The 18941-nt window shown below is 47.6% G+C and carries 18 protein-coding genes; 8 read left to right on the top strand and 10 right to left on the bottom strand.

Annotated elements, in window-relative coordinates; all coding sequences use genetic code 11:
* Position 1 precedes the first annotated feature (1 nt).
* From ICL07_RS27610 to ICL07_RS27590, 5 genes are all read right to left on the bottom strand, one after another.
* Positions 2-3514, bottom strand: a complete 3513-nt coding sequence (locus ICL07_RS27610; protein WP_188091303.1) for an acetate and sugar kinases/Hsc70/actin family protein — start codon at positions 3512-3514, stop codon at positions 2-4.
* Between the two features lie 19 nt (positions 3515-3533).
* A complete protein-coding gene (locus ICL07_RS27605) occupies positions 3534-5012 on the bottom strand; it encodes an FtsZ/tubulin family protein (protein ID WP_188091302.1) in 1479 nt (492 codons plus the stop codon).
* A 2-nt stretch (positions 5013-5014) separates the two neighbouring features.
* Entirely contained in the window at positions 5015-5458 is a 444-nt protein-coding gene (locus ICL07_RS27600; RefSeq protein WP_188091301.1) for a hypothetical protein, read from the bottom strand.
* Positions 5459-5471: 13 nt separating this feature from the next.
* Positions 5472-6896, bottom strand: coding sequence for a hypothetical protein (locus ICL07_RS27595; RefSeq protein ID WP_188091300.1), 1425 nt, complete (start codon positions 6894-6896; stop codon positions 5472-5474).
* 345 nt (positions 6897-7241) lie between these two features.
* Positions 7242-7895 carry a sigma-70 family RNA polymerase sigma factor gene (locus ICL07_RS27590; protein ID WP_188091299.1) on the bottom strand — a complete coding sequence of 218 codons (654 nt, stop codon included), beginning with the start codon at positions 7893-7895 and terminating at the stop codon, positions 7242-7244.
* Between the two features lie 151 nt (positions 7896-8046).
* On the opposite strand from ICL07_RS27590, the gene ICL07_RS27585 reads away from it, so the two are divergent.
* The 5 genes from ICL07_RS27585 to ICL07_RS27565 all read left to right on the top strand — a co-directional run bounded on the left by ICL07_RS27585 (position 8047) and on the right by ICL07_RS27565 (position 11938).
* Positions 8047-8397: a hypothetical protein gene (locus ICL07_RS27585; RefSeq protein ID WP_188091298.1), complete on the top strand. Its 351-nt coding sequence runs from the start codon at positions 8047-8049 to the stop codon at positions 8395-8397.
* A 229-nt stretch (positions 8398-8626) separates the two neighbouring features.
* Entirely contained in the window at positions 8627-9841 is a 1215-nt protein-coding gene (locus ICL07_RS27580) for a TCR/Tet family MFS transporter (RefSeq protein ID WP_188091297.1), read from the top strand.
* A gap of 80 nt (positions 9842-9921) precedes the next feature.
* The gene (locus tag ICL07_RS27575) at positions 9922-10593 is read left to right on the top strand and encodes an ArsR/SmtB family transcription factor (RefSeq protein ID WP_188091296.1); all 672 of its coding nucleotides are present in this window, start codon (positions 9922-9924) and stop codon (positions 10591-10593) included.
* Positions 10594-10597: 4 nt separating this feature from the next.
* Complete coding sequence (locus tag ICL07_RS27570; RefSeq protein ID WP_188091295.1) at positions 10598-11563, top strand: AraC family transcriptional regulator; 966 nt, start codon at positions 10598-10600, stop codon at positions 11561-11563.
* Between the two features lie 90 nt (positions 11564-11653).
* Positions 11654-11938 carry a thioredoxin family protein gene (locus tag ICL07_RS27565; RefSeq protein WP_188091294.1) on the top strand — a complete coding sequence of 95 codons (285 nt, stop codon included), beginning with the start codon at positions 11654-11656 and terminating at the stop codon, positions 11936-11938.
* Positions 11939-12051: 113 nt separating this feature from the next.
* Here the strand turns inward: ICL07_RS27565 and ICL07_RS27560 are convergent, their stop codons facing one another.
* The 3 genes from ICL07_RS27560 to ICL07_RS27550 all read right to left on the bottom strand — a co-directional run bounded on the left by ICL07_RS27560 (position 12052) and on the right by ICL07_RS27550 (position 13271).
* On the bottom strand, positions 12052-12192 hold the full coding sequence (locus tag ICL07_RS27560) for a hypothetical protein (RefSeq protein ID WP_188091647.1): 141 nt from the start codon (positions 12190-12192) through the stop codon (positions 12052-12054).
* Positions 12193-12347: 155 nt separating this feature from the next.
* On the bottom strand, positions 12348-12899 hold the full coding sequence (locus tag ICL07_RS27555) for a hypothetical protein (protein WP_188091293.1): 552 nt from the start codon (positions 12897-12899) through the stop codon (positions 12348-12350).
* A 9-nt stretch (positions 12900-12908) separates the two neighbouring features.
* Positions 12909-13271, bottom strand: coding sequence for a DUF4180 domain-containing protein (locus ICL07_RS27550; RefSeq protein WP_188091292.1), 363 nt, complete (start codon positions 13269-13271; stop codon positions 12909-12911).
* 130 nt (positions 13272-13401) lie between these two features.
* Between ICL07_RS27550 and ICL07_RS27545 the strand changes: the two genes are divergently transcribed.
* Positions 13402-15810: an SEL1-like repeat protein gene (locus ICL07_RS27545; RefSeq protein ID WP_188091291.1), complete on the top strand. Its 2409-nt coding sequence runs from the start codon at positions 13402-13404 to the stop codon at positions 15808-15810.
* 190 nt (positions 15811-16000) lie between these two features.
* Here the strand turns inward: ICL07_RS27545 and ICL07_RS27540 are convergent, their stop codons facing one another.
* Positions 16001-16504 (bottom strand): GNAT family N-acetyltransferase, encoded by a 504-nt coding sequence (locus ICL07_RS27540; protein WP_188091290.1) that lies wholly within the window; start codon positions 16502-16504, stop codon positions 16001-16003.
* Between the two features lie 127 nt (positions 16505-16631).
* The gene (locus tag ICL07_RS27535) at positions 16632-17147 is read right to left on the bottom strand and encodes a GNAT family N-acetyltransferase (RefSeq protein ID WP_188091289.1); all 516 of its coding nucleotides are present in this window, start codon (positions 17145-17147) and stop codon (positions 16632-16634) included.
* A 324-nt stretch (positions 17148-17471) separates the two neighbouring features.
* Between ICL07_RS27535 and ICL07_RS27530 the strand changes: the two genes are divergently transcribed.
* Both ICL07_RS27530 and ICL07_RS27525 read left to right on the top strand, forming a co-directional pair.
* On the top strand, positions 17472-18194 hold the full coding sequence (locus ICL07_RS27530; protein ID WP_188091288.1) for an AAA family ATPase: 723 nt from the start codon (positions 17472-17474) through the stop codon (positions 18192-18194).
* On the top strand, positions 18191-18931 hold the full coding sequence (locus ICL07_RS27525; protein ID WP_188091287.1) for a YggS family pyridoxal phosphate-dependent enzyme: 741 nt from the start codon (positions 18191-18193) through the stop codon (positions 18929-18931). Before ICL07_RS27530 ends, ICL07_RS27525 begins: the two co-directional genes overlap by 4 nt.
* Positions 18932-18941: the final 10 nt, after the last annotated feature.

Here is an 18941-nt window from a genome sequence, read left to right as displayed (position 1 = left end):
GTTAGTTCTTATTATCAGTTTGAATTTTATTAGCCAACCGGTTGATACCGCCGATCAGCGGATAAAAAAACAGGGTTTCTTCAATATTGATATGCACGTTATCATCCACTTCCTCCAGCTTCTCTTTGATGCCGCTGATCAGGTCTACCCTGATCTTGGTATGCAGCAGTTCTTTGTATTCTTCAAAGCGGCGTGGACTGATACCGAAATGATTATAGTAGTTAAAACGGGCATGCCAGTCGAAGAAGCGGTTGATAAAACTACCGACTTCCGTGGCTACGTCACTGACTACATTTCCGTTTTCCAAACCGCTGTAATGCAGCGTTGTTTCCGGAACGGTACTGGTATGGTCTTTCCCGATCAGTACTGTCCTGATTTCATTTTCCAGCTGCTCAAACTGTTGGTAGTCTTTACATTCCAGTCCGCCTTTACAGGTGATCTCTTTAGGGCTTTTAAAGAAGCGGTATTCCATTTGCGGCGCAGCTTCCACTTCGTACACGTCCGCGAAAATCATTTTCGTATAGGCGAGCAGGGTACTCAGATTATCCCCGCTGGAAGCCAGTTTCACCACTTTGGAACCGTTGCCGCTGAAGGTGATATATTCCGGTATCTCCAGCCCCTTCACTTTCATCAGTCGGGCTACATGGTAGATAATAGAAGCGTAGAACAGTATAAACACCAGTTTAAATTCCTGGTGTTGTTCCAGCATTTGCGAAAACGACAGAGAAATCCGGTGATCCCGGATCAGCTGGTTATCTTCCAGGGAAAAGAAAAATTCGATCAGCTCCAGGGAGCTGGAATTGGTTTGTTTTAATTTCTGATATACCTGTGTCAGTTTCTGAGCCTGGGTAACAGACAGCGCTTCGTGTATGGGTTGTTCATAATGCTGTACAAAACCATTGAACTGGCTGGTATTACCGTATCCATCACCAAATAGAGCATTAGCCCCATAGCGGAAGGAGGTCAGCAATACGGGTTTTTCACTTTTATACACCACAATATCCGTAGTACCACCACCGATATCGATGCTTACCGCCGGCCGGTCATGCGGCCGTACATTTTCCTTGTGGTAATAGTAGTAGAAAGGTGCAAACGATTCTGACATACGGTACAAACGCGGCTGGTTGCCAAAATAGCGCTGATAATACTTTTGCCAGGCAGCATGCAGGAAGTTACGCCGGTACTGCGGCATACTAGCCGGGTAGAACCATACAATATCCGTCGCTGCCAGGTCTCCGCCATTGAGCAATACCTTATTACGCATCATCAGCAGCAGTTGTTTCAGGAATCCTTTGGCTCTTTTCTCAAACCGTTTATCATGCCTGAAATCAACCCATTTCAGGTTAGGCGTAATTGTATAGGCGCCTTTAGGATCTTCCCGCAGGTACCAGAACGGAATATTAAAATCACCCAGGGCATAATTGGATTCTTCCGGGTTAAAAATACCGTTATCGTTTACGGCAGTACGTTGCGGGAATTTGTACTGGGTGTGCTGTCCTACTACCAACGGGAGAAATTCCTCATTAACGATCAGCGCCAGTTTGTTGGCCCCGAAACTATACACCGGGTTCATCAGCGCTTCTTCCGTGGCTTTGGTAGGGGCATGCAGGGTACCCACCTGTACATCTTTTTCGGAGATATCGAATGCACGGGCTTCCCCGGTACCGGACTTATACTCGATATGCGTATTGGTGGTGCCGAAGTCCACGGCGAACTTAAATGTTTTGGAGGCTACCGGTTGTGGTTTGAACAACGGTATCACCAGGCCTTTGGCCAGGGAATTGGTGACTTCGGCGAAGTCAAAATTTTCTTCCAGGATATAATAGGTGGAAGAAACGCCGGCCTCCTGATGTTTATCGCTTCTGCGGCGTACATCCGCTATTTTAAGCGAAGCTGCCGCGTTGTTTTCATGGTAAAATGCCAGGGAATATTGATGATGTTTGGTCAATGCCGCCACGTCCCGGTCTACCATCATCACACGGTAGTGGGGATCTACCCCATCGTTTAGCCGGATAAAAGGATAAATGGCCATCGTAATCTGATGATCGATAACGATGCCTTTATTATCTTTTCCTTCTACGGGTGGCACCGTATCCTGGAACCTGTTGCTGGCATATAAACGGGAGAATTGGATATACCGGTTATGGCGGATGGGTATACGTAGGGTAACTTTGATACCACCCGGCAAATCCGTCATCTGTATCATCTTACGGCCATCGCCTACCACACCCTGTAAATCGCGGATGGAGAAATACTCGAAGAACTGTTTTTTGAGCGGCAGGATAAATCCGAAATCCTTTTTGGGACTAAGCGTACATTCATAATTGCCATCAAAAAAACGGTCCGTATCCAGCGGGTAAGGCACCTTTATCAGGTAAGGCTCCAACAAGTCGCTAACAGTAAGGTATGGGTATTTGACATGTGACTGGTTCGGCAAAGTACGTTCTGACAGCGGGCGCGCATCGTAGGCGGGCACCTGCTCGTGGTAGTTGTGCTGCCATACGCCGCCGGCGTATTGTAGCGGTTCATTAAACGGTTCATGCGGCAATACACAGGGCAATGAACCGGACACTGGTTTGGTAGCAGCAATGATGAAGTCATTATCTTCCTCGTTGGCACCCGCACTGTAGTTTTTGGCCCGCAGCGGCTGTCCCAGTATCTCTACGTTATTTCCTTCGGTATTGACAGCAATCCGGTTATAGCTGCTATCATAGCTACCGGGTTGTAAAGCGCGGATCTTGTCTTTGAGCGTATCATCCAGCAGCTCAAAACACTGGTCCATATAATTATTGATATCCGGGAACTTATCCGAAAATCCGGGGAAAGCGGCCCTCAGCTGGAAAAAGAAGGTCACGAATTCTTTACCGCGCTTATGTAGCGGGCAATATTGGCTATCGAATACACGGTCGTTTCCGAAACGGATATCTACATAACTCAGGTCATTGGCAGAAGAGAAAAACAAGGTTGCGGGAGATGTACCACCGATAATGTTAATCATTTCCGGCCCCTGTTTATAATTGAGCAGATAACAATGTTTCAGTCCTGCGAAGTTAAATGCCTTCTGGTCCTGGAAGAGGTACATCTTCAGGGTTTCGCCCAGCAGCCGGTGTTTGGGATTAACGGAATGCAGCAGTCTGCCCAGCTCACTATCGGGGTCTACACTTAGTTCCCCGCCATTGCTGGTGATACCGGCGTTCCATTCCAGAATTTCTATCTTATCGCGCAGGGCATCTATATTAAAAAAAATCTCAGCGATATCCAGGCAGTCGGACAACATACGGTGATAGATGGTGACACCATCCGGTTCCTTTCTGCCGGCCACATAACGGAAAGCCGTTCTCACCAGGTCCATCCGGGCAAAGGGAGAAGGGATGGAGGTGATTTGTGTATGGGCACTGGAGCCTGCCGGATCTTCAATGGAATTAATAAAATTATCGGACAAATGCCCCGGCGCCGGTTGCCAGTGTTCCACATTTTCTCCTGCGCCGGAATGCAAACGAAATATTTTGCTCATAGCTTACGGTTAAAAAACTTTAAATACCGATTTCCTTTTCTGTGACTTCTGCGGTGGTATGATAGAACAAAGCCAGTAGTTTCTTAGTGTTCTGCAGATGGTCGAACTCAGGTTCTTTTTTGGATAATGCACCCAAAAAGCTGTCCACCCCGGTACCCTGGAACAATGATTTGAGCACGCCTTTTTTAGCGGGCTTACTATTGACCAGGTTATAGAGGTCTTTTCCGGATTGTTGCGGGTTAATGGCCCTGAAAGCCACATTGGAACCAGCCATTTCTGTCAGCCATTCAGCGTAGTGTTTATTGAACTGATGAATGGCTGCTTTATAACGGCTGTCCATTTCTCCGGAAGCCAGTTTATTGTTGCCATTAGAGGCCCAGGCTTCGCTGCGGTTCACGGAAATTGCTTCATAGTGATGTTCCATAAAATTGCGGAACAAACTATAACGGGTTACCGGCCGGGCAATCAGGTCGTAGGTGCGGGTGGCCAGGTCATCAAATCCGATAGCAGCAGTTTCCTTTTTCAGACCAAACTCGTAGAAGCGCGGTCCTACTGCCCTGCCCTGGTCTACCTGCAGATCTGCATCCGGCAATTCCATAAAATCCACGATACTAAGGGCTGCAGCCAGTTCTATAAAATGTGCTTTGTTACGCTGTTCATGCGCGCCATCAGCGCCTTTATGGTCGTTGGTCACTTTATCGCCGATATAATACAAGGCGTTGATCGTATTATTACCACTTACATTCCTGGCGTAATAGGATAATGCCGCTTTTGTTTTGGAGATAAAGGTATTGCTGTCGATACTGGTCTGTTCATTTTTATCTACTCCGAAGTAAGGCAACACGGTTACGGCGCCGATGCGGGCATTTTGCAGGAAATGGTGATGTGGCAGCGGACTTCTGGCTTCCCGGATATTTTTCAGTATCAGCGGGAAACCGGCAGCACCGGTACCGCCAAATATGGAACTGACGATAAAAATGCGGTCATCCTGTTCAAAGTTGGAGGCGAACTTGCGGAAAAACTCAGAGTCTTTGAACTTATTGAGCACCACGCTGCCGATATTGGGATTTCCTTTGAAACCTACTTCCATATCGGCTTCCAGGTTGGCTTTAGAGAACAACAGGGAAGCGAAGGCACGGTTATTCCGGTCCAACTCACTATATCCGATAAACTCTTTGAACAGTTGTTCTTTCACCCCATCGATATCAAACTTAAAATTATCGGACACAAAACGCTGGTCGCCCAGTTCATCCAGGGAAGAGAGTTTTACCTGAAAGAAACCGGTATCCGGTGAACTTCCTTTTTCCCGGATTTCTTTATACAGCTTCAGGATATCTACCGTCCGGGTAAGGTCGCCATTCGCACTGTCGGGGTCAATGATAATGGGGATGATGGTATCCGTGTTTTTGATGTCCACCCCGGAAGCCATCAGCATGGTCAACGCTTTTACCACCCTGGACCCGGTACCGCCGATTGCAAAAAGAAAGAGCTTTGCCATAATCAGAAAGGAACTTTTTTGTTAACACCACTTTTCCATTTAATCACCATGGATAAGACAAAAGACCATACAAGAGAATAGATGGCCGCCGCAGTAGCGAAGCCTATGCAGTCTGAATTGGTGACACCCAGCTGCTGGCAGATATTGTTTGTTTCCAGGTCATTATGTGGCAGCGTATAGGCGATGCCGGCCACCAGCAATGCGCCAATGAGTATATTCAGCGCCCATTTCCACGCTTTGTTCCAGGGGCGTCTGTTGAAGGCCAGGTAATAATAGTTTACCACGATAGCAGTGTTGATCACAAACAACCATATGAACACCTGGTTATAAATGGAAGCGCCGGTAAAACCGGTGCAGGACACATCGAGGCCCCGAAGATGTTCTCCCAGGCCATTGGCATCGGAGTACAGGCCTAAAGATTCAAAAAGTGTAATGACAAATTCCATACTTGTATGTTTATTATCTTCTTTTCATGATGAATATTCCACCTAATACCAGTACGATAGCGCCTACGATCCACCAGGGGAAACCGCCGCGGGAGTTGGATTTCCCGGCTTCGTCCTTGCTCACCTTCACCTGTAAGGCAAACTGTGCGGCATCTGCATAGTGGTTGGTATAAGCGCCGGCCATTCCTTTTATGAGGTAGGCGAAGCCGAAAGTCTGCCGCTGCTGGAGGGAGTCAGCCGGCCGGGAATCATCGTTAGTGGAAGAAGCGGCCACCCAATCCGGCAATTTTGGTTTCAAGCGGATGTATACCTCCTGATTGGGTTGCAGGGCGGTAGTTTGTAAAGTGAACAGGTGCGTATAGCCTTCAAGGCCTGGCCCTGCCAGCGGCCCGGTTTCTTTTACCGATACCAGGCGGTAGTTATCCGGCACCTGGTACTGCGATACATCCAGTAAATATTGTTTGTCTGTTTTCAGGTAGCCGAGATTGGCCGCTAGTGAAAACTGGAACTTGTCGCTGTCGTCATTTCTGTCTTTCCCCGTGGAGGCGTGATTGACTACCAGGTTGGTAGCGGGGAAGGCGACTTTAAAGTTGCCTATTTTATCGTTCAGTACGATCTTGGCATTTATCTTTTGTTTACCCGGAGGGAACAGGTAACAAGCGTTTTCATAGCCGTTATACTGTGTGAAATCTATTTTATCCAGCATAGGGCGCAGCCGTTCCGGTTTACCGAAAATTACCATGTAATAAGGGCGGGAAATAGGGCGACCGGTAAAATCCACCACAGCAGGACGTTTGCTCTCGATATAATATTTGCCGTCGAAGTTGGAATGCAGCTTCACAATAACTGTCGCAAAATCCTGTGATTTAAGTGCTTCTGCCAGGTATAATTTTAACGTATGCTGGGCCGCTTCCAGGTAAGCCGGGGAAGTACCGTCCGCATCTGAAAAAATAAAATCTGATATCAGTATGTTGACATCTGTTTTAATACTATCTACCACATGCCTGATAATTTCAGGGATGTAGGAGGTGCTGGTACCACAGCCGGAGTTATTAAAGCTGACCGGGTTGAGGTTTTGAAAGAAATTCTTTATTTCATCCGGGAGGGCATTTTCTTTTTGCGGGCAGACCTGTTTATTGATATAATAGATGTTAAGCTGACCGGCGACATCTTTTGTTTTGAGGTCGGTGATATACCCCATCACGGCATTTTTAAAAGCCGAATTGACATTCACATAGCCGTTCATACTACCGGAGTTTTCGATAAACACCTTATAGGTAGCCGGTTTAACAGGGCCTTCTGTTACCGCTGGCGTTTCCGTTATACTGTCGGTTATAGGCACTTGCTGTCTGGCCCGGTTTCCGGAATTACTTTTACAGGCTGCCAGCATGAAAATAACACCACATACTACACTGATGACTTTAGGTAGTTTCAACATTGGGTAAACTTAAATTTAAATAAATGATAGGATGCTGATTGGAATATGATGTATAAGTCACATCTATAGGGAAATCATTTTGGTCCGGGAATCATCATGCGTCATATACCGTCTACACAAGCTGCTGGAACTGATACGATTAAATTGAGCATCTCTTTCTACCAGCAATATAATCATATTATTTAAATATATAAGAAGTTGCCTGAAAATTAATTCCTTATGGGCCTTTCAAACGCGCTAGTGGTTGGGAGTGGTGGACTTTGAGGGGGAACCGCCACAAAATTATCTTGAAAACAAAAGGGTTGGCCGTTGAGCCAACCCTTACTATAAATAACGAACGGTTAATTATTTGATACCCAGTTTGTCGAGCACACTGAAAACGATTCTGTCGCAGCGGATAAGGTGGAATGGGAACACCACATCGTTTTTGTAGAAGTTGGTAATATGTTCGCGCAGCATCATTTTGGCCCTGATCTGGCGGACTTTCACATTCACCCGGGAGATATCCAGTACTTTACTGGTATCCGCCACGCTGAGTTGTTCCATTTCCCGGAGCACGAAAACGGCCCGGTATTTTTCCGGAATATTCAGCAGTGCTTGTTCCAGCACTTTGCCCAACTCTTTGTTAATGACTGTGTCCACAGGTGTTTCTTTGGTATTCGGAATTTCCTGACGTTGCTCCACAGTTGAAATATCTTCGCTGGCGCTCCTTTTCCCTTTTTTCAGGTGCTGATGGCACTCATTGATCAAAATCCGTTTGAGCCAGGTGCCAAAAGCGGCTTCCATCCGGAATTTGTCAAGGTGCTGGTAGGCATTGATATAGGTAAGCTGCATCACATCTTCCACGTCCATATCGTTGTTCAAAAAGGACATCCCAAGCCGGAACAGGCTGGTATTGTGGCGACGCATCAGTTGTTCGTACAACCGTTTCTCTCCAGCCAGTACCCTGGCGATAATTTCATTGTCAGTAAGCGTGTCAATAGGTTGAATTATACTCATTCAATCAAGTATTAGATGGTTAAAGTGAAAATAAGTTACAAAAAATGCGAATATTTTGTAACCTTTTCTAAAATCTGTCCTCTAATCAATATTAACGGGCATATAAAAGCCTGACTATTAACCAAACTGACCTAAAGCGAAAACTAAAACAATGATTACAGGCCAAAATTTTCAGCAACCCGGCGTTTCACTGCCCCCTATCACGCATCAGCGTATCCAGGAGTTAAAACAAACTCCTATGGGTCAACGTATTATGCAGGAGGCCTTCGCCGTATTCCCCGATTTGGTCAGGTCCCTTACCTTAGCGTTACAGGAAAAACTAACTTGTTTTGAAGTAGCCCGCACTACCGATAACGGCTATCCTGAGGGACTAACCCTGGGCACATTGGTAGATGATTACCAGTTCCTGGAATTTGTTCAACACATTATGTTCGTGAAATGGAGAGAAGAAAAAAATAAACAACCCCGCAGTTATTTTCCGGGAGATACCCAGGTGAACTGATATCTTCCCTTGTTATTCCCCAGCGGTCGCCCGGCAGACAGGCGACCGCCTTTTTGCGTATAGCCAATGATGACCATTCGTTCTTTGGAGAATTAGCCCTACCTTTACTCCTATTATGAGACAATAATTTCTATTTTCTGCACCGGCACCCGCCTGCATCTTTTCCCGGCAAGTACATTCCGGCCGGGATGTCTTATAATTTTTCCCACTTTAATACTATTATATACGTATGTCGTCCGTATATCCGTCCCGGCTATTATTTATTATCCTGGTGGTAGTGATAGACACTGCCGGTTTTGGTTTGATTTTCCCCGTACTGCCGCAGCTGCTGCGGGAATTACTTCATGCAGACATAAGCACAGCAGCCCGTTACGGCGGCTGGCTGGCCTTCGCCTACGCTTCCATGCAATTTATTTTTGCACCTGTACTGGGTGGTTTGAGCGACCATTATGGACGACGGCCCGTGTTGCTATCTTCCCTGCTGGGCTTCTCCATCGACTGCCTTTTCCTGGCCTTTGCGCCGAATATAGCCTGGTTGTTTGTTGGCCGCGCTATTGCCGGTATTACCGGCGCCAGTTACGCCGTAGCTTCTGCTTGTATAGCCGACATCAGCACTGATGAAAACAGGACCCGTCACTATGGACTGATCAACGCCGCCTTCGGATTAGGTTTCATTGTTGGTCCCGCTATTGGCGGCGCGCTGGGACAATGGGGTACCCATACCCCGTTTATCGCTGCAGCAGCGCTCAGTTTTCTCAACTGTATCCTGGGCTATTTCTTTTTCCCGGAGTCCTTACCAGTAGAACATCGTCGTCCATTTGACTGGAAACGGGCCAACCCACTGGGCGCATTGCGGCACCTTGCGCGGTTTCCGCTGGTGAAATCACTGATACTGTCCATGTTACTGATTTCCTTCGCCACACATAGTATGGAGAGTGTGTGGGCCTTCTTCACCATCGAAAAATTCGGGTGGAGTAACCAGCTGATAGGGTATTCGCTGGCTTTCGTGGGGTTGTTGTCTGTGCTGTCGCAAACCTGGCTCGTAGGCGTCGTAAGCCGGCGGCTCCCCGATAAACAGATAGCCGTTATCGGTCTCCTGTGTATGACCGCCGGATACCTGCTGTTTGCTTTCGCCTGGTGGCAGTGGGTACTGCTGCCGGCTTTGATGATCTACATTGCCGGCAGTATACAGGGCACCGCCATGCAGAGCATTGTCGCCGGCGCTATGCCCGACAACGAACAAGGTGAGCTACAGGGAGGTTTAGGTAGTCTCATGGGACTCACCACTTTACTGGCCCCGCCGGTGCTGACTGGCAGCTTCGCCTGGGCTACAGCGGGAACATCACCGGTATATTTTCCGGGGATGCCCTACCTGATAGCGGGCGTGCTGACCATTTGCAGCCTGGTATTGCTGATGAGGGGTTTCAGGAAGGCGGCGAAGTGAGTGTCAGGTTTTTCAAGCAAGCACTGTCTTATCTATTCAATAAATCTATTGAATGCCCGATTTTTCCGTATTTTTACTCTATGAAAACAGCTGCGAGAAAATTCAAAGACACGATATACCAGGAATTGTCCAAAACGGCCAAAGCGCTGGGCAACCCGCATCGCATGGAAATCATCGATTTGCTGGCACAGGGACCTTTCACGGTAGAAACCATTGCCCGTTACACCGGCATGACCATCGCCAATACCTCCCAGCATCTGCAGGTGCTTAAAAATGCGCAACTGGTGGCCATCAACCGCAAAGGCAACCATATCTATTACCAGTTGACCGGAGAAAATGTATACGCCACCTGGACATCCCTGCGGGAGCTGGGGATGGCGCATAATGCCGAAGTAAAAAAAGCTATCGACGATTACCGTAAGGGTTACCACAACGGTACAGCCGTTACCGCCGCAGAACTGCTGGAAAAAGTACATGCAGGCAACGCGATTGTACTGGATGTAAGGCCGGAAGATGAATACCATCGCGGGCATATACACAATGCTATTTCCATACCACTGGACCAACTGGAAAAACGTATCCGGGAACTATCCAAAAAACAGGAGATCGTTGCCTATTGCCGCGGCTCCCTTTGTATGCTGGTAGAAGAAGCAGTCGCCCTACTTACACAGCATGGCTACAAAGCCAGAAAATTTGATGACGGATATATGGACTGGGCTCTGAAAGGATACCCCACCGCCATGACAATATAGAGAGATGAGTTACCTGAAAAATACTTTCCGGGAAGTTAGTAACCCGCACGACTTTAAACAGGAATACCTGTCCAGCCCGGAGCACTCCTTCTGTGAGGCATGCAACGACCTCGCGCCCAAAAGAACCAGCAACTTCCTGGAGATTGCTACGCTGGAACAACTGAAACAGCTGCACAAACATGATACCTTCGGCGGCACCCGCCGGAAGTTCTATACTATGGTGCTACTCACCGCCGGCAGCGTACAGGAAACCATCGGTTACCATACACATACCTTTGAGGCCGGGACACTGTACTTCATCCCGGAAAACCAGCTCCATGCCATTCACCACTGGAGCAAAGATGTAAAAGGGTATCATTGCATCTTCGATGCTGACTATTTTCTGCTCTGTTTGAAAAACCAGGTGAAGCTGCATCAGTACCCGTTCTTTCAGCATGACAAATCGCCCTTTATCCGGCTGACTACCACCGAAACTGACATGGTAGCCGGCCTGTTCAACAAGTTGCGTCAGGAATATTGCAACCGGCAAACATTCAATGACGACCTGTTAGTGCGGTTGTATCTCAACGTACTGCTGATAGAAACCGAGCGTATCTTTTTGTCGCAAAATAATGACAACGACCCTCACCTGCCCCGCAAAGAGCAACTGGTAGCATCTTTTAAGAACCTGGTATCCAAACATTATATGGATTACAAACAGGTATCTGACTACGCGAAATTGTTGTTTGTAAATCCACATTACCTGAATGATACCGTCAAAGAAATCACCGGTAATCCGGCCAGCAGTTTTATTTACCGTCAGCTGGTCACCGAAGCCAAAGCGCAGCTGATACAGAGCAGTGCCACCATTGCCGACATTGCCATACAGCTCAACTTTGCGGACCAGTCCTACTTCGGCCGTTTCTTTAAAAAACATACCGGCGTTACGCCCCTGCAATACCGCCACGGGCACCGGCATCACGGCAGCTGAGAAACTGCTGTTTGTACCAAAAATCCGGCGAAACGTATCACGACTCCGCAACGTACCTGCCCTAATTTTGCTGGTATAAAACAAGAAGATATGAGCCAGCAACCCGCTATATTATTGCAGTTTTTTGCCACATGGTGCGGTCCCTGTAAAATGCTGATGCCGATTGTAGATTCGGTAGCAACAAAAATGAAGGACCAACTCGAGGTAAGCAGGATTGACATTGACCAGGAAGAAGAACTCAGCGGCCGCTTTCGGATTATGGCAGTACCTACCCTGGTACTGATGAAAGATAACCAGGAAATATGGCGGCAGACCGGCCTTCTGCCTGAATCTCATTTAAAAACAGCGCTGGAAATAGCGCTGTCAGGTAAGTAGTAAAAACGTTAATGGTTGGTTTGTTTTTTACGCCGGATTTTTAGTCCTAAAGAACATAAGAAAAAAAGGTGGAACCAAACAGGGAGGCTGGTCGTGGCCTCCCTGCTCTTTTTTTATCTATACCAATGTCCGTAGTGATGATGATGGTGATAATATGGGCGGGAGTAGTACCCCGGACGGTCACGGACCACCAGGCAGCTACTTAACCCCGCCATCAACACCAGTGCTATAACGAGAAACTTTAACATTTTCATGATCGTTGGCTTTTTGTTGTGATGTAATGGACGGAGTACTCAAACCCTGCAGCAGTTTGGGTTCCTGCAGGTAATAATGATAAAAGCGTGCCAGAGTGAGGAGGGGAATGTTATTTAGTGTTAATAGCTGTTTGGGGGATTAGCCAGCATCTATTCTATTGAAATCTTATCTTAGACAGCAGTATCATATATACACTTTTTAGCAATAACACCAGTTCCCTGGTATCTACAGAGAATTTATCCGGCGCAGGTTTTCCCCACACCGCATGGTCCGCCAAATCATCCTTGAACTGCAGCATTATTCTATCGGCAAATAAATCCAGCAAAGGTTGATCATCTACCTGAATGGCATAATCCTGGAGCAAACATACCGTTGTATACAGTTCTTTCAATACGCCAACATCACCTGGCCATTGCGTAAAATGGACCAGCAGGTCCAGGTTCACCCTGGCGTAAGGTTCGTCATGTCCCAGCATCTTTGTTGCCCAGGTTTGCATGCGCACCTCATCAAAAGCGCAGTCATTACCGAGGATACCTGCATACAACGCTTCAGGGGAGTTATACCATAACATACGATTGGCGGCATCCACCAGCCATTTATCCTGATATCCATGATTAACATCAGCGCCCACGGCAGTAAAATACCGCTTCCCTGAAAGCTGTACTTCCAGCAGAAATTTGTAGTATTGTTCCGAAATATCGTACATACGTTTCCGTTATATGCCGCTTAGTTTCTCCACCGCCTCTTCTACCGATGACAGAAAACTGATCTGCCGGCCTTTGTTGCTTTCATAAATAAAATCACGGATACTTTTACTGGTATAGTGCTCAAAAGTACCGACAATGCTCAGCTGCATCCGGTAGTTGACAAACTTCTGCAGTACTTCTCCTGCAATACCGGTTTTCAGGTCAAAAAAAGCGGGGATGATATTTTTTTCATGGATAATCATTTTCTCAAAATTTTGATAATAAACATCCACTATCAATTGTAATGCTTCTTCCGGGGTATTGATCAGTATATCGTCGGCAACAACTTCTGCTATGCGTACAGCGCCGGTTTCATGAATGGCCAGGGTCATTTTTTAAATTTTAAAACAGCCGGCAATATAATATTTTATGCAGATTTTTTGGTAGATGTCTGAAAATACCCCAATTTGGCGCTTTGTTAACCGATAGCGGGCTACGGCCCGGAAGTATAAAACTTGTGTCATGTCGCACCGTATCTACCTGTTTAACTTGCCCAACGAAGCGTACCGTCCCACGGAGGATGGTGTACCTGAATATACTGAACTCCCGCAGGCAGGCAGCGTCCATATGATGGAATGGAAATACGAATTTCCTTTCTTTTTACATCCTTTATTTGCCGGTCGCCCTTACCTGGGTGCAGCCTCCCATAACCAGGTTGGCGGTATTTATGGCAATGCCACCGAAGGCATTCTGGCACTGATACGGCTCTATGATTTCATTGATGCCCATGCGGAAGTGCTGACCGATGACCCGGCAGCATTCCGGGTCAACAAAGAAAACATCTACGACTTCCTGACCACTAAAATGCGGTATGATAGCTTCCATCTTTATACAGCGGACGTGTTTAGCATGAACGACATTCCGCATGAGGAGCAGGGCGCTGAATTACTGGAACAGATCCAACATACCAATGCCGCCATTGAAGCGGCGATTGAAGCCAATGACCCGTTACTGCTCAATGAATGTCCGGATGTACAGCATAACTTCTACGGTTTCACCTCCTTCCGGCAGTATTTCAGCACCGGGGTTTATGGTTACGGTTGGGATGTCATCACCTCTGACTATTATGAACCCGGCAGGGACTCCGGACAGGAACGGTTCACGGAAAACGGACTGACAGGCCTGAAAATAGCCGGTAAAATAATAGTTCCCGCAGAATACGATGACGTATATGAATTCCCCGACAACGAAAAATTCACCGTTGTGATACGGGATGGCAAAGCGGGCTACGTAAATACCGAAGGTCAACCGGTAACTGGTTTGATATACGACATGGCCTATAGCACGCTCAACAGCTGGGCGGTGGTGAAAGTAAACGATCAGTTTTATGTATTGCAGGCAGGCGCCCCGCTGCCAGCAGCCGGATATGATGATATCAGTATCCTCTCCGAGTCGCCTCAACGATACATCGCAGGCCGCAACGGACGTTACGGCGTTATTAATGCAGCCGGTACACTGTTGTTGCCCTTTGACTTTGATGCTGATATGCGCCCGGAATATTTCACGGATAGCCCCGTATTCAATGCCCGGCACCTGGATACAGGTATGCGCCACTACTATACACCGGAGTTTACCCGTATCGGCAACGACGACGTTGACGCTGTGGCATGGGGCGGTACCTACCAGGGGAACGCCATCTTTTACTTTATACGCTGGAAACCGAAGTTGCAGTACGGCCTTTATACCGCCGAAGGCAAGGAGCTGTTGCCCATGGTGTATGACAAGCTGGAATCCATCCTATTTGACACCATGATTGTGCGGCAGGGTAACCTCAACGGCATTTTCTCCGTCTCCAAAGGCTGGCTGGTGCCGCTTTCGCCGGTGGGTATTGAACTAACAGAAAGTTATGCCTGTATTATTACCCAGGATGGCAAAGAAGGCATGTATATCTGGGATTATCCGCTGATCCCCCCCGTGTACGATACTATCCTGCGGGAATATACCTGGCATAATACCAATAGTTGGGACGCGATTGCCATCCAGGGTGATACCGCTTTTGCCATTAGCCAGGATGCCAGCATCAAACAGCTAACATCAGCAGATATTGCTAAAGAGATTAGTTCGGACACCCGTTACCGTTATTCCGATACATCACTGGCTATACTCACCCGGCTGGCGGGAGAAGACATTCCGGGTGATTTGTTGTATGAGAAAGGGTTTGAAGCATTTGAGGCAAAGGATTATGAGCAGGCTATACGCCTTTACAAGAAAGCAGCTGCCAAAGGTGATGCCGGTTCCATGAATGACCTGGGATATATTTATGAAACCATCGGGGGATATGTTGATGCCATGGCAGCTTTCGACTGGTATGACCGTGGAGTGAAAGCCGGTTCTCCTCATGCAGCCAATGGACTGGGTAACTGTTACCAGTATGGTACCGGTACGTCGCCGGATATACGTAAAGCGCTGGAATTATACCAGCAGGCCGCTTCGCAACATGTACCGTATGCCCATTACAACCTTGCCATGTTGTACTACGAAGGCGTCAAAGTACCCAAAGACCATCAGCTGGCGCTGAAACATTTCCTGTATGCCAGCAACCTGGGGGTTGACTGCTATAACTATGCAGGTATTCTCTTTGAAGCAAAAGAAGACTATAAAAACGCCGTAGATGCCTATCGCAAAGGCATTAAAAATAAAGATTCCTTCTGCGCCTTCAATCTGGCACGGCTATACGAAACAGGAGAAGGCGTGAAACCGGATGCACGGAAAGCACTCTCCCATTATATGAAAGCCATGGAGTTTGGCATGGAGGATGCCGTGCTGGAGCTGCGTCGCATGTACCGTTATAATGAGGAGGTGAAAGATGAAACCAAAGCACTGCAATATGAGCAACAGGCGCGCGAGGCAGGGCTGGATATTCCGGTGTAAATAAAATGTAAACAGCCAGGGCTTAATGCCCTGGCTGTTCATCTTCAGATACCCCTTATCATGTTTGTGTTGATGCAGACTTTGTATTCTCTTCCTGCTTTTGCGCTTCTGTTGCCATTGTTAATTTTGTTAATTCCATGCCAGCAAAAACAGTCCCGGTTAATCTCTGATGTCCATGTTTCCTTACCGGTTATGCCGGTCGTTCCATCACAAAATAAGCCAGCTCCCTATCTTCCCGCACCAGGTTCGCCTGCCGGACAAAGCCCGTTTTTTCCAGTACTTTCTGGGAGCCGATATTATCCAGGTCAGTGAGTGCAGCGATTTCCTGAGCGCCATGATGGCGAAAACAATAGTCCACCAATGCTTTACTGATAATGGTCCCGATTCCTTTTCCCCAGAAAGCCTGTGCCAGGGTGTATCCTATTTCCACTTGCCCCGGCACTTCCACAAAGGGCCGCGCCAGGCAGCAACCGATGAAGTCGTTGGTGACCACATCCCAAACACCCCAGCGGTTGAAGATATTATGGTGGTTGGTGTCCAGCACAATCTGAAACAACTCTTCATATTGCTCCGGAGAGCGGTAAGGAAGATATCGGGTAACTTCCGGGTCTTTAAACAAGCCGGTGAACAAAATGCCTTCCTCTGATTTAAATTCCCTTATGATAATTTTTTCGTCCTGATAAATGAAGCGCATCGTATATAAGTATTACTAAAAATTGGCCGCAGTAAAGCGTTTACCCTGTGAATATATGTTTTTTTTGCATGATCCGATACCAATAACCGCTATGAGCAAGGGGCCTTTGCGAGGCCCCTTGTTTGTTTTATTCCGTTACATAAAAAGCATCGTGGTATTGCACCGTTCCTTCCGGTACCGGCTTGTCGAATGCCAATACCTGGAAGTATTCCGCCGGCGCTTCCGGATACCGTAGCCGTTCATTGACCCGGAAACCGAAGCGGCCGTAATAAGCCGGTTCACCCAGTACTACGCAGCCGTTGGCCGATGACTCCTGTAATGCAGCCATCGCAGCCCTGATCAGCGACGAACCTACACCGGCGCCCTGCCATGCCGGCAGCACGGATACCGGCCCCAGTCCGAACCAGCCCGCTTCTCCGGATGATACCGTTACCGGGGAAATAGCGACATGACCGATCAATTGGTCGCCGGCCACGGCTACCAGGGAAATGGTCAGCTGCTGATATGCCCGCAATGCCCGCACAATCAAGTGTTCGGTACCACTGGCATGGGTTGCGGATGAAAACGCGGCTTTCGTTACTGCGTCTATTTGCCGGATATCGGATGGTATTTCTTTTCTGATGATATAAGTGTTTGTATTCATTGCCAGATAATAGTTTTCCTGCTGCAAAGTTGGGACTATGCAGTACAGGTGTGTAAAAATTTGATTCCTTAAAAAGGTGCGTATCTATTACCGGCGGAGAACCGGTAACTACGCGTTTACAATATCCGGCATACTTCTGTTATTAGCGATGACTGCAAAGATAAAGAAAGTTCTGTAACCGGCTGGACTATATCCTTTTGTCAAATCTGGACCACTCCCCTCATCCAGCCACACCGTACTTTTGTATCACAATCAGGAAGGTAATGTGCAGCACCGTAACTTTGGGGCGTCATTTTTACCTTTTAAACACCAACCGCAGCCAGCATGAATGTATATGATCTGATTATCACCGACAAAGAGACGACTCAACTGGAAGACGTTTTTCTGCATACGGCAAAACGGCAATCGATTCAACAGCTGATAAAAGAACATTATTATGTGGAGGAGCTTCACCAGTATGGGCTGCCTGTCAACAACAAGATACTGCTGCATGGCAGCTCAGGCTGCGGCAAAACCACTACCGCCAAAGCCATTGCCCATGCCCTGGGTAAGCCTCTGTTTATCTTAAACCTCAGCAATATCGTTTGCGCCCGTATCGGGGAAACATCGCAAAATATGAAAGCGGTATTTGATAAAGCCGCCCGTGAAAAGGCGGTATTATTCCTCGATGAATTTGATCAGATCGGGAAAGCAAGAGGCAACGACGACCGCGATGTAGGGGAAATGAGACGCCTGGTAAATACGCTCATTCAACTGATCGACTATTACCCGGAAAAATCGTTGCTGATCTGCGCCACCAACCATGTGGACATTATCGACCAGGCGCTGCTGCGTCGATTCCAGCTGCATATTCCTTTTGAAATGCCTGCTGCTGCCGAGCTGAACACGTATTACGACAAACTCCTGGAACGGTTCCCGGAACATATGCGGCAGATAGAACGTAAGATGGGCATTTCCTTCGCGGAAGCGAAAGACGATGTTTATACCCAGGTAAAAGCCAGGTTAATAGCCCATCTGGAATCATCACCAAAAAAAGTGGAGGTATGAGCGAAGACATCTTACAACATCTCCGGGAAATTGAAAACAGGATACAACAAGCCTGCGTCAATAGTCACCGGGACCCGGCAGCAGTGAAATTGCTGCTCGCCACCAAAACAGTGCCGGCGGAGCGCATCCGGATAGCGCTGGAAGCTGGTCACACCCTGATTGCGGAGAACAAAATACAGGAGCTGAAAGAAAAATATGAAGCGTTAAAAAACATCCCGCATGAAAATCATTTTATCGGTCACCTGCAAACCAATAAAATCAAGGACCTGCTGAAGTATGATGTTACCTGCCTGCAATCGCTGGACAGATGGGACCTGGCGGAGAAGTTACACCAGCGGCTGCTGTCAGAAAAAAAGACCCTGGATGTATTGATACAGGTAAACACCTCCGGCGAAGAAAGCAAATTCGGTATCCCGCCGGAAGCAGCCATCAGTCTGATAGAGGGTGTATCCCAGCTATCTACCTTAAAAATAAAAGGCCTGATGACCATCGGTTTGCTCAGTGCAGAAACCGAAAAGGTCCGTGCATGTTTCAGGCTGCTGAAGTCCCTGCAGCAACAGATTGCCACTGCCCGTATTCCCCGCGTGGAGATGCTGGAACTGTCGATGGGCATGAGCGGAGATCTTGAAACCGCTATCGAAGAAGGCGCCACCATTGTTCGTGTAGGCACCGCCGTATTCGGACAACGGCCTACACCTGACAGCTACTATTGGAATGAATCGGTGAAAGTGGAATAACCGTTAACTC

It is taken from the genome of Chitinophaga qingshengii (assembly GCF_014529935.1).
GTDB classification, from domain to species: domain Bacteria; phylum Bacteroidota; class Bacteroidia; order Chitinophagales; family Chitinophagaceae; genus Chitinophaga; species Chitinophaga qingshengii.
Note: the sequence above shows the minus strand (reverse complement) of the source record. Positions and strands in the feature narration are given on the sequence as shown.